At 59.1% G+C, this 12298-nt stretch carries 12 protein-coding genes; all 12 read left to right on the top strand.

Translation table 11 applies throughout. From position 1 onward, the window contains the following. Positions 1–518 precede the first annotated feature (518 nt). The 12 genes from GGE33_RS13095 (at position 519) to GGE33_RS13150 (ending at position 12273) form a co-directional block, all read left to right on the top strand. Positions 519–1211 (top strand): glutathione S-transferase family protein, encoded by a 693-nt coding sequence (locus GGE33_RS13095; protein ID WP_148146043.1) that lies wholly within the window; start codon positions 519–521, stop codon positions 1209–1211. Then, positions 1192–2367, top strand: a complete 1176-nt coding sequence (gene queG / locus GGE33_RS13100) for a tRNA epoxyqueuosine(34) reductase QueG (RefSeq protein WP_183823656.1) — start codon at positions 1192–1194, stop codon at positions 2365–2367. The genes GGE33_RS13095 and queG overlap by 20 nt, the downstream gene beginning before the upstream one ends. Next, positions 2367–3239: an SDR family oxidoreductase gene (locus GGE33_RS13105; RefSeq protein WP_183823658.1), complete on the top strand. Its 873-nt coding sequence runs from the start codon at positions 2367–2369 to the stop codon at positions 3237–3239. The genes queG and GGE33_RS13105 overlap by 1 nt, the downstream gene beginning before the upstream one ends. A gap of 381 nt (positions 3240–3620) precedes the next feature. Beyond that, positions 3621–4028, top strand: a complete 408-nt coding sequence (locus GGE33_RS13110; protein WP_148146046.1) for a septal ring lytic transglycosylase RlpA family protein — start codon at positions 3621–3623, stop codon at positions 4026–4028. Positions 4029–4148: 120 nt separating this feature from the next. Continuing rightward, positions 4149–5438: an RsmB/NOP family class I SAM-dependent RNA methyltransferase gene (locus GGE33_RS13115; RefSeq protein ID WP_183823660.1), complete on the top strand. Its 1290-nt coding sequence runs from the start codon at positions 4149–4151 to the stop codon at positions 5436–5438. 127 nt (positions 5439–5565) lie between these two features. Next, complete coding sequence (locus GGE33_RS13120) at positions 5566–6843, top strand: imelysin family protein (RefSeq protein WP_183823662.1); 1278 nt, start codon at positions 5566–5568, stop codon at positions 6841–6843. Between the two features lie 45 nt (positions 6844–6888). Continuing rightward, positions 6889–8427 carry a di-heme oxidoreductase family protein gene (locus GGE33_RS13125; protein WP_183823664.1) on the top strand — a complete coding sequence of 513 codons (1539 nt, stop codon included), beginning with the start codon at positions 6889–6891 and terminating at the stop codon, positions 8425–8427. After that, entirely contained in the window at positions 8427–9539 is a 1113-nt protein-coding gene (locus tag GGE33_RS13130) for an imelysin family protein (protein ID WP_183823666.1), read from the top strand. Before GGE33_RS13125 ends, GGE33_RS13130 begins: the two co-directional genes overlap by 1 nt. Before the next feature lies 1 nt (position 9540). Continuing rightward, a complete protein-coding gene (locus GGE33_RS13135) occupies positions 9541–10626 on the top strand; it encodes a DUF1513 domain-containing protein (protein ID WP_246435977.1) in 1086 nt (361 codons plus the stop codon). 37 nt (positions 10627–10663) lie between these two features. Then, positions 10664–11116, top strand: a complete 453-nt coding sequence (locus GGE33_RS13140; protein WP_183823668.1) for a TspO/MBR family protein — start codon at positions 10664–10666, stop codon at positions 11114–11116. A gap of 72 nt (positions 11117–11188) precedes the next feature. Further along, positions 11189–11638, top strand: a complete 450-nt coding sequence (locus GGE33_RS13145; protein WP_183684927.1) for a PaaI family thioesterase — start codon at positions 11189–11191, stop codon at positions 11636–11638. Then, on the top strand, positions 11635–12273 hold the full coding sequence (locus GGE33_RS13150; protein WP_183823670.1) for a 5'-methylthioadenosine/S-adenosylhomocysteine nucleosidase: 639 nt from the start codon (positions 11635–11637) through the stop codon (positions 12271–12273). Before GGE33_RS13145 ends, GGE33_RS13150 begins: the two co-directional genes overlap by 4 nt. The last annotated feature ends 25 nt before the right edge of the window (positions 12274–12298 follow it).

The following is a 12298-nucleotide window of genomic DNA, read 5'->3' on the forward strand; positions in this document are numbered from 1 at the left end:
CGAAATTAGTTCACTGCAAATCACCTGTTTGAAAGGCGTCTTTCATGGGCAAGCCTATCGCCCTTTTCTTTGCATGCGCGGCACTTGTTATTCTCGCGGGCTCTTTCATGGCGCCCCAGACCGCCGCAAGCGGCAAGGAAGGTTGCGCTCCGGCTTACGGCGTCGACCCTTGCGCCACGGCATCCATTCCTCGCTAAACGAGACACGAGAGCGGCGACAAGCCGCTCTTTTTTAGCGCCGAACGCCATCCCGGCTTAGCTCTCATATTTAAATGGCGGCGTAGCCGAGAGCCTTAGGAAAACCGGCCGCAAGCCCCGCAATTCGCACGGTTACCAGCAATTGCAATCGTTCTTAATTATTTGCTGACGAAATGCAGGCAGTTTGCGACTTGTCGCGAATTTATGCCGCTTGCTTGTGTTGGCCCTATCAAGTCCATATAGCTGACCTTAAGTCAGGCGGGCGCGATATAAGCCTACGCCACCCACACCCCGCACACAATAGCCGAAGCCCAAAGCCCGATGCCCACCCTCTACCACCATCCCATGTCGTCCGCCTCGCGATTTGTTCGCCTGATCCTTGCCGAGTATGGATTTCAGGCCGATCTGGTCGAAGAGCAGCCATGGGAAAAGCGGCGGGAATTTCTCAGCATCAATCCGGCAGCGACGCTTCCCGTCTATGTCGATGACAGCATGCGTGTGCTCTGTGGTCCCTCGGTGCTGATGGAGTTTCTCGACGAAACCCATGGCGTGCTGAAGCGCGAGCGCCGTCTTTTGGCGGAAGATCCCTGGCACCGCGCTGAAATCCGCCGACTGACAGAATGGTTCCTGCAGAAGATGGAGCAGGACGTGACCCGGCCGCTGACCCGCGAACGGGTCTACAAGCTGCAGATGACAGCAGCGCAGGGCGGCGGCGCGCCGGATTCAAAGGCGCTGCGCACCTCGCGCGCCAATATCCGTCAGCACATGAAATATCTGTCCTGGCTTGCAGGCTCCCGCCAGTGGCTTGCCGGTGAACGGCTGAGCTATGCGGATCTGGCTGCTGCGGCCTCGATTTCCGTTCTCGACTATCTCGGCGAAATCGAATGGTCGGATTTCCCTATCGCCAAAGATTGGTACCAGCGATTGAAATCGCGTCCTTCCTTCCGCCCGATGCTTGCCGAGCGCATTCGCGGCCTGACTCCGGTCTCCCATTATGCGGACCTCGATTTCTAGCGCCGACAAAGCCGGAGACGATAAGGCGCTTCGCCGGCGGGAGAAGCTGACCGCCTTCATTCGCGAGGAAGCCATCACTCAGGGCTTCGATCTCTGTCGCATCACCCTGCCGACAAGCATTCCGCGCGCACCGGAGAGGCTCTCCGTATTTCTCGACGACAGCCATCACGGCACGATGGACTGGATGGCGGAAACGAAAGAGCGCCGCGCAGATCCCAAGACACTTTGGAGCGAAGTGCGTTCGATTGTGATATTCGGGCTGAACTACGGCCCCGAGGAGGATCCGCGCTATCTCCAGTCCATGAAGGACAAGGCGGCGATCTCAGTCTATGCGCGCAATCGCGATTATCATGACGTCATCAAGGGGCGATTGAAGGAAATCGCCACTCGGTTTTCAGCGCGTGCGGGCGAAGACGTCAAGGTCTTCGTCGACACCGCGCCCGTCATGGAAAAACCGCTGGCGGAGGCGGCGGGGCTTGGCTGGCAGGGCAAGCATACCAATCTCGTCAGCCGAACCCATGGGTCGTGGCTGTTTCTCGGCAGCCTTTTCACCACCGCCGAACTTTTGATCGACAGTTCGGAGAAGGATCATTGCGGCTCCTGCCGAGCCTGTCTCGATGCCTGTCCGACAGCCGCATTCCCGGCCCCTTACCGGCTGGATGCGCGGCGCTGCATTTCCTATCTGACGATCGAGCACAAAGGGCCGATCGATGCGGAATTCCGGCCGCTGATCGGCAATCGCATCTACGGCTGCGATGACTGTCTCTCAGCCTGTCCGTGGAACAAGTTTGCCGCCAGCGCCTCCGAGATGAAGCTCAAGGCGCGCGATGATCTGAAGGAACCGTCGATCGCCTTTCTGCTGACGCTGGACGATCCGGCGTTTCGCACCTTCTTCTCGGGTTCGCCGGTCAAACGTATCGGGCGCGACCGTTTTGTTCGCAATGTGCTGATCGCAGCCGGCAATTCCGGTGATCGCCAGTTCATCGCGCAATGTCACCTTCTTGCCGATGACGCTTCTCCTATCGTGCGCGGCATGGCGGTCTGGGCCTTGAGGCAGCTGATGGACGATGGCGCGTTTGCCGCATTCGCGAGAGGCCGCTCAGCAGATAATGATCCCGAGGTTCGCCGGGAATGGCAGATGGCAGGAGTGGATTGATGACGGTGATGATCTTCGGATGCGGTTATTCGGGCAAGGCGATTGCGAAAGCCTTTGCGGAAAAGGGCTTTTCCGTTGCCGGTACAGTCCGCACGCTTGAAGGCGCCGAAGCGCTCGCATCGCATCATATCAAGCCTTACATCTTCGACGGCACTGCGTTCAGCCCGGAATTGCTGGCGGCACTGCGGGATGTCACCCATCTCGTTCAGTCGATCCCGCCCGGCAAGGAGCACGATCCTTTACTACAGCTCGTTTCCGGTCGGCTTGCGGCGCTCTGCCCGAAGCTGAAATGGATTGGTTATCTATCGACAGTCGGCGTTTATGGTGATCATGGCGGCGGCTGGGTGACGGAAGAAACGCCGGGAAGCCCGATCCTTGGTCGGTCGATCGAGCGCGTCGACACGGAAGAGGCATGGGCCGAGCAGGGTCGCATTGCGGGCATGCCGGTCGCGGCGCTGCGCCTTTCCGGCATTTATGGACCGGGGCGCAACGCCTTCGTCAATCTCGACCGTGGCACCGCACGCCGCATCATAAAGAAGGACCAGGTATTCAACCGTATCCGCGTCGAGGATATCGGCAGCGCCACGCTGTTTCTCGCGGAGCGTAATCTTGCCGGCATATATAATGTGACGGACGACGAACCCTGTGCGCCCCAGGATGTGATCACGGAGGCCGCCCGCCTGATGGGTGTCGAGCCGCCAGCGGAAGTGGATTTCGACAGCGCCGACATGACGCCCATGGCACGCTCTTTCTATGGCGCCAACAAGCGTGTCTCGAATGAAAAAATCCGTTCGCTGGGTTTCCAGTTTGCATTCCCCAATTACCACACTTCACTCGCCCAAATGTGGTCGGAGACTATCTGGCGCGGCTGAAAATCCCATTTTGAAACGGTTGAAATTTCCATCCTTAGGCATCTTTCGAGTTAATATTTCTTAATCCTTACGGCAATGCGCCACATAATCTGTCCAATTTGGGCAGAAATCACCGTGCGACAACAAATTTTTTTCGCGTCATTTTGTGATCGCGGCGCATCACGGAATCTTGCAGGAACGTGATTCCGTTTACCGACTGATTCCTAAGGTTTTATTCCAACATCAATTAGCCGGCTCGTTAAAAAGATCGATAGCAATGTAATCACAAATGTTACGGTCATTAACACTCCGTGATATAAAATCCCACGTTTTCGCCATTTTTCGCCGCGCCTAAGCCAATTGCACGCAACGTGCAGGGACTTAACGACGGGGACGACCGACTTGAAAATAGTTCGACGCCTAACTGCCGCCACGGCCGCCATTGCTGCTTTTGCACTACTCGGCCAGGCGCCAGCCAATGCGGCGCCCGGATGCGGACACGCATCCTGGTATGCTCTCACTTCCAAGACCGCATCCGGTGAACGGATGAATGCGGCCAAGCTCACCGCCGCGCATCGCTCGCTGCCCTTCGGCACCAAGGTACTGGTGACCAACAAGCGCAACGGCAAAAGCGTGATCGTGCGCATCAACGATCGCGGGCCATTCATCCGCGGCCGGGTTATCGACGTATCCAAGGCTGCAGCCCAGAACATCGGCATGGTGTCATCCGGTACCGCGCAGGTCTGTTATCAGATTGTTGCCGACACCCAGAAGGTTGCAGGCAAGGGCATCAAGGGCGTCGACGGCTAAGCCATTCGACACTTCGAACTTCAAGGTACAGGCCTTGCTGCGGCAGGCCTCCCTCTTGCCCTTCTGCCCGATCGCGGTTACGACCGGCCCCATACGGGTTCAACCGATACGGAGTATCACATGCGACTGGGCGGGCGAGTAGCTGGAGCAATTGAAGTTCTGGCCGATATCGAAGAACGCAAACGCCCGGTGGCGGATGCACTGAAAGACTGGGGCCTTGCCCACCGTTTCGCCGGCTCCGGCGACCGGGCAGCCATCGGCAATATCGTCTACGACGCGCTTCGCATGCGGCTTTCCCATGCCTGGCTGATGGATGACGAAAGTCCCGTTGCACTTGCCTATTCTGTCCTGCTGCGCCAGTGGGGTTTTACCACCGAGACGCTTGCAGCCGAATTTGCCGACGACAAGTTTGCACCGCCGGCACTGACCGACGCTCATATTGCCGCTTTCTCCAGCCGTAATCTTAGTGATGCGCCTTTGCATGTGCAGGGTGATATCCCGGACTGGGTACAGCCTTCATTCGAAACCAATTTTGGCGAGAACTGGCTCTCAGAAGCCAAAGCGCTTGCCGACCGCCCGACGCTCGATCTTCGCGCCAATACGCTAAAGGCCAACCGCGACAAGGTGGTGAAAGCGCTGGAGCGCTCCGGCGCAAAGGCAGCCGCAATCGCCCGCAACGGCATCCGCATCGCAGCCGGCGAAGGCGCATCGCGCCTGCCGAACGTGACGGCCGAGCTTTCCTTCCAGAAGGGCTGGTTCGAGGTTCAAGACGAGGGCTCGCAGATCGTCGCCGATCTGGTTCAGCCCGGCGAACACGACCAGGTGCTGGATTATTGCGCCGGCGGTGGCGGCAAGACGCTCGCCATGTCGGCCGCCATGCATAACAAGGGTCAGGTTCATGCCTATGATGCCGACCGCAAGCGCCTTGCGCCGATCATCGAGCGTCTGCGCCGTGCCGGCACCCGCAATGTCCAGGTTCATGACGACCCGCGCCAGCTCGATGCCCTGAAGGACAAGCTGGATGCCGTTCTCGTCGATGCGCCCTGCACCGGCACCGGCACATGGCGCCGTCGCCCGGACACCAAATGGCGACTGACGCAGAAGAACCTCGATGAACGGATTTCCCAGCAGCAGGACGCGCTTGGCGAGGCGGCAAAGTTCGTGAAGCCCGGCGGGGCATTGCTTTACGTCACCTGCTCGGTGCTGCCGGAAGAAAATGATCGCCAGGTCGAGCGTTTCTGCACTGAGAACCCGGCTTTCGCGATCACCTCCGTCGCCGACGACTGGACGAAAATATTCGGCGCTCAGGCACCCCGTCCTCGCGTTGCGGCTGCAGGCACGATCACGCTGTCACCCGCAAGTACCGATACGGACGGATTCTTTTTCTGCCGCATGCAACGCAAGGTGTAAATTTCGGCCGCGCGGATCAACCATAACTTCAAATCGTTCTAAACTAGAACGTTTGACACCACTTTTAATTCGCGCCAAGAACTCTCATTGGCGACGTCGTGGGATCGGCGCCGCGAAGGAGAGGGACATGACCCGTAAAACCTTGCTCGGCGCCGCTATGGTGCTTTTTGCCGCCTCGACGGTGTTCACGTCGATACCGGCCCGTGCAGAAACTACACCGGCCGCCGTGCTGAAGCACTATGCCGAATTGGCGCAGGCGAAATACGAGGACTCGCTGACGACGGCGCAGGCTCTCGACAAGGCGATCGACGCCCTGATCGCCAAGCCCAGCGACGCGACGCTGAAAGCCGCCAAGGCAGCATGGATTGCCGCCCGCGTGCCCTACCAGCAGTCGGAAGTCTATCGGTTCGGCAATCCGATTGTCGACGAATGGGAAGGCAAGGTGAATGCCTGGCCACTCGACGAAGGCTTGATCGATTATGTCGATGCGTCTTACGGCACCGAAAGCGATGAAAACGCGCTTTACACCGCCAATGTGATCGCCAACCCCAAGCTCAAGATCAACGGCGAGGAAGTCGATCTTACCGAGATTACGCCGGAGACGATCCAGAGCCTGCACGAGGCGGGCGAGATCGAGGCGAATGTCGCAACCGGTTATCACGCGATCGAGTTCCTGCTCTGGGGCCAGGATCTGAACGGCACAGAGGCCGGCGCCGGAAAACGCCCTTATACCGATTACGACAAGGCGAACTGCACGGGTGGTAATTGCGATCGACGCGCCGCCTATCTGAAGGCTGCATCGACGCTTCTGATTGCCGACCTGAAGGACATGGTGACGGCTTGGGCTCCTGACGGGGAAGCGACGAAAAACGTCGAATCCGACGGCAATGCCGGCCTCACCGCGATCCTGACCGGCATGGGCTCGCTCTCCTATGGCGAGCTTGCGGGCGAGCGCATGAAGCTTGGCCTTCTGCTGCATGATCCGGAAGAAGAGCATGATTGCTTCTCCGACAATACCTATGCCTCGCATCTCAACGATGCGATCGGCATCAAGTCCGCCTATACGGGTGAATATACCCGTGTGGACGGCACGAAGATGAAGGGACCATCGCTTTCCGACCTCGTTGCCGCCAAGGACAAGGCGCTCGACAAGGAAATCAAGGGCAAGCTCGATGCAACGCTTGCGGCGATGAACGTCATGAAGGATCGCGCCCAGAAGGTCGAAGCCTATGACCAGATGATCGGCGAGAACAACGCCAAGGGCAATGCGGTGGTGCAGAAGGCGATCGACGGCCTGATCGATCAGACCAAGAGCATCGAGCGCGTCATTGCATCGCTGGATCTGGGGAAGATCGAGCTTGAAGGTTCCGACAGCCTCGATAATCCTGATGCTGTCTTTAAATAATTGAAGAAAAGGCGGGTCTCGCTTCCGGGTGAGGCCCGATCACCCATGGGCGCATTCAGAGCCTTTCCCTACTTGCTGCCTCTCATTTCCGGTGCACTCGTGCTGGTGCCGCTGATCGCGACCGGCAGCGACAGCCAGTTGCCGAAGACCCGCACCGACCTTAATCCGAAGGATTTGAAACGCGTCACGAGCGTGACGAGGCCGACGACGGATTTTTCCAAAGCCGAGCAGTTCGAGACCATGTCCGGCGGTGCCGCGACGACGAAGGCGATCGTCAATGGCGATGCGTTCTCGCATTTTTCGCCGAACATCACCTTCGAGGAAGAGCAGAATTTCAAGCTTGGGAATGCGCTGTTCACCAAGCTCTGGGTGTCTTCCCCCTCCTCCACCCAGGCATCCGATGGTCTTGGGCCGTTGTTCAATGCGCGCGCCTGCCAGAGCTGTCACCTGAAGGATGGCCGCGGCCATCCTCCGGAAGGCGCGGCGGATGCAACCTCGATGTTCCTGCGGCTGGCACGGCCCGCCCGCACCGACGAGGAGCGCGAGGCGATCGGCGATTACCGCAAGCTGAACTTTCCTGACGCCGTCTATGGCGAGCAGTTTCAGGATCTGGCCGTTCCGGGGCTTGCCTCGGAAGGGAAGATGGAGATTTCCTACGAAGAAGTTCCGGTCACGCTTGTTGACGGCGAAGTCGTCAGCCTGCGCAAGCCGACCTATTCGGTTTCCAATCTCGGTTACGGGCCGCTTGAAGGCGATGTAACGCTGTCGCCCCGTATTGCACCGCCGATGATCGGCATGGGGCTGATCCAAGCTATCCACGAGGCCGATATCCTGGCGAAGGCCGATCCAGACGATAAGGACGGCGACGGCATATCCGGCAAGGCGGCGCTGGTGCGCGACCACATGACCGGCGAGTTGAAACTCGGACGGTTCGGCTTCAAGGCGCAGAATGCCTCGATCCGCGACCAATCCTCGGGCGCGTTTACCGGCGATATCGGCATTTCGACACCCGACACGCCGTTTTCGCATGGCGATTGCACCAAGGCGCAGGCCACCTGTCTTGCCATGCCGACCGGCGTGCAGGAGCGGCTCGGCCCGGTCGAAGCGCCCGATCCGGTGCTGTCGCTCGTCACCTTCTATTCGGAAAACCTTGCCGTGCCGGCGCGTCGCGATATCGATGATCCAACGGTGCTGAGAGGCAAGGAGATGTTCTATTCGGCCGGTTGCACCGCCTGCCACACACCGAAATTGGTCACCCGCCGCGATGCCGGCAACAAGGCACATGCCTTCCAGCTGATCTGGCCCTATTCGGATTTCCTGCTGCATGACATGGGCGAAGAGCTGGCGGACGGTCAGCAGGTGGGGATGGCGAACGGTCAGGAATGGCGCACCCAGCCGCTCTGGGGCATCGGGCTTACCAAGACCGTCAACAACCACACATTCTTCCTGCATGACGGGCGTGCCCGCAATCTTACCGAAGCGATCCTCTGGCATGGTGGCGAGGCGGAATCCGCGCGCAGCGCATTTGCAGCCATGGACAAAGAGGATCGCACCGCCCTTCTTACCTTCCTGGAGTCGCTCTGATGCGCAAGACCTTGGCCGCCAGCCTGATCGCACTGCTTCCCGCAGCATTCGCTTCCGCCGCGTTTGCCCAGGAGGCTGATACCGCGCCGACCGTCGAACTTCCGGTAGCGACCGTGACGAAAGTGATGACGGCCGCAGTGGATGGCTTCATACGGCCGGGGTATGACGCGTTCCAAAAATCCGCAGAAGACATGACGGCGACGATGAAGACACTCTGTGCGGCGCCGTCTCAAACCAATTACGATGCGGCCAAAGCCGGCTTCGGCAAGCTCGCGGCCAGTTGGGCGCATATCGAGATCGTCCGCACCGGCCCCGTGATCGAGCAGAACAGGTTCGAGCGCATCCTGTTTTATCCTGACCGCAAGAGCACCGGCCTGAAACAGGTCCAGGCAGTTCTTTCCAAATCCGACGAGACGGCCACCGATGCCAAGACGCTCGCCACCAAGAGCGTCGCGACGCAAGGGCTGGGCGCACTGGAATATCTTCTGTTCGGTACGGGCTCAGATACGCTTATTTCCGGAAATGACTTCCGTTGCCGTTACAGCACTGCCGTTGCCGAAAATATCGGGAATGTCGCCGCCGAAATATCCGGCATCTGGGATGCACCGGATGGCATCCAGAAGGCCTGGGAACAGCCGGGAGCAGACAATCCCATCTATCGGACCGGCGGTGAAGCGATCACCGGGCTGCTCGGCATTCTCGTGCATGGCGCCGAAGCGGTGCGCGACCAGCGGATCGAGACCTTCTACAAGGGGGCGGACAAGGCGAAATTTCCTAAACAGGCGCTGTTCTGGCGCTCGGAAAATACTTGGCCTATGATCAAGGCAAATCTTGATGGATTGTCCGAACTTTTGACGACATCCGGCATGGTCGAGCTTCTTCCTGAAAAGGACAGGCCGATCGTCGCCGCCACGGAAGAGAAGCTGAAATCCATGTCTGCCCTGACGGGTGAAGTGACGCCGGATCTCGAAAAGGCCGTAGAGGACGCGGGCGAACGCAGAAAGCTCGATACGCTGCTGGTCGATGGCAAGGATGTGATCGCCAAGCTCAATGACGGATATGGCGGCGCGATCGGCCTCTCCTCCGGCTTCTCCTTCGCCGACGGAGACTGAGATGGCCTCGAACGGTGAGACAATCGACCGCCGGGCGTTTCTGAAGGCTGCCGGCATCGGTTTTGCGGCCACGCTCGCTCCCGAATCGCTCTATGCGCTAGAGCGGGCCGATGCGGTCTATGCCTCCGGTTATCGCGCCTCTGACGGTACATTCGGCATTGCCACGGTTTCCGAACGGGGCGAGATCATCGATCGGATGGCCCTGCCCGCCCGTGCGCATGGCATGGCTTTCAGTTCCACGACGGGCCGCGCCGTCGCCTTTGCCCGTAGACCCGGCACGTTTGCGATGGTGTTCGATCCGTCTCGACAGGCGGAGCCGATCGTCATCACCGCGCCGGAGGGCCGGCATTTCTACGGCCACGGGCATTTCTCGCCGGACGGCACCGTTCTTTATGCCAGCGAAAACGATTTCGACGGCAATCGCGGCATGATCGGCCTCTATGACGGCCGCAATGCATTCCGGCGGATCGGCGAATTCGACGCTCATGGCATCGGCACGCATGACATGACCGTCTCGGATGATGGTGCTCTTCTGGTGATTGCCAATGGCGGCATCGAGACCCATCCGGATTTCGGCCGCACCAAGCTCAACATCGACCGTATGGAACCATCGCTGGTCGTGCTCGATGCGAAAAACGGCACGCTGATCCAGAAACACAGCATGCCGTCTTCGCTCAGCAAGCTCTCGACCCGGCATCTGGATATAGCCGAGAATGGCCGCATCTGGTTTGCCTGCCAGTGGGAAGGCGCACGCAACGAAACACCGCCGCTTGCCGGCTGGTTCTCGAAGGGCGAGGATATTGCACTTCTCTCGCTGCCGGATGAAACGACGGCGCGGCTTGCCAACTATGTCGGCGCAATTGCCGTCAACCGCCATGAAAACATCGTCGGACTTACCTCGCCGATCGGCGGTGCGTCAGTGATACTCGATGCGAAGACAGGCATCGTCTTGAAAGAAGAGAGCGTCCACGAGGCGGCCGGTGTGGCGCCTGCGGCCCACGGTATTGCTGTGTCATCCTACGATGGCCGCTTCAACGACACACGCAGCGACGTCGCCTGGGACCAGCATATTATCCAAATAAAATGATCTTTACTCAGGTTGCAGCGACCCTAGATCACCCTCCATGGGTAAAATACTGACCTTTGCTTTCTTCATTGTCACCTGCGTTGCCATCGGTGCACTCAGCAGTTACGCCAACACACCGGGCGAGTGGTACCAGTCGCTTAACAAACCGTTCTTCAATCCACCCGACTGGGTTTTCGCACCGGTCTGGGCGGGTCTCTACGTGATGATCGGCGTTGCGCTGTCCACGACATGGTTCGATGAGAACAATACCGGCCGGCTGATCGTCTTCGCCATACAGGGTTTTCTCAACATCTTCTGGTCGCCAGCCTTTTTCGGCCTGCAGAGCCCGCTTCTCGGCCTCGTCATCATCGTACCGATGCTGGCCTTCATCCTGCTGTTCATCATGATGAGCTGGAGACCCAACCGGCAGGCCGCGTGGCTTTTCGTGCCTTACGCATTCTGGGTTGCATTTGCCGCAGTATTGAACCTTTCGATCGTTCTGTTGAATTGATAATAGTCATTTTGTCGCGCTTGCCGATCCGCCTGCAGCATGCCAGTTTCGCCGCGACACCAAGGGCAGACCATGAAGATTACCGATCCAGGCGACTTTCACGAACGCATACGGCGCAGTTTCGCCAAGCAGAACGCCATGGAGATGCTTGGCGCGGAACTGACGCGCATCCAGCAGGGCATGGTGGAGATCGAGCTTCCTTTCGATGAGAAGCTTACCCAGCAGCACGGTTTCCTGCATGGCGGGGTGATTTCCGCACCACTGGAGACTGCCTGTACCTATGCCGCCTATACGGTGATTGCGCCGGAAGTTTCGCTTCTGACGATCGAGTTCAAGGTCAACCTGCTTTCGCCCGGTCGCGGCGAGCGTTTCCTTTTCCGTGGCGAGGTCACCAAGCCCGGATCGACGATCATTGTGGCCGATGGCCGTGCCTATGCGATCGGCGACGGGCCGGCAAAACTGATCGCCTCCATGACCACGTCGATGATGGTCATCCGCGATCGTCAGGACGTGGTGGAATGAGTTTCGAACTGACACGGCTCGGCCGGCATGTGGTGCTATTCGTCATGGCCGTCGACGCCGAATATGGGCCGCACCTCAAGTCTCGCATCAAACCGCTGATGACCGGCGTCGGTCCGATCGAGGCCGCGATCGTGCTGTCGCACGCGCTGACGAAGCTGCAGGCGAAAAACGAAATGCCGGATCTGATCGTGTCGCTCGGTTCGGCCGGCTCCCGGACGCTGGAACAAACGGAAGTCTATCAGGCCTCCTCCGTTGCCTATCGCGACATGGACGCCTCGCCGCTCGGTTTCGAGAAAGGTTGCACACCCTTTCTCGACCATCCGGCGATCATGCCGCTGCCACTTCGCATTCCAGGCGTGCCCGAGGCTGCGCTTTCCACCGGCGGCAATATCGTCTCTGGCGCTGCCTACGATCTGATCGCTGCAGACATGGTGGACATGGAAACCTTCGCCATCATGCGCTGCTGCCAGTTGTTCGGTATTCCGCTGATCGGTTTGCGCGGGATTTCCGACGGGAAGGCGGAGCTGAAGCATGTCGATAACTGGACTGAATATCTGCATGTCATCGACGAGAAGCTGGCTGGCGTCATCGACAGACTAGGAAACGCCCTAGAAAGCGGCAATTTGGCTTTCTGAGCAGTTGCAAAAATCGGGGTTCTTC

The organism is Aliirhizobium cellulosilyticum, assembly GCF_014198105.1.
Taxonomy (GTDB): Bacteria; Pseudomonadota; Alphaproteobacteria; order Rhizobiales; family Rhizobiaceae; genus Neorhizobium; species Neorhizobium cellulosilyticum.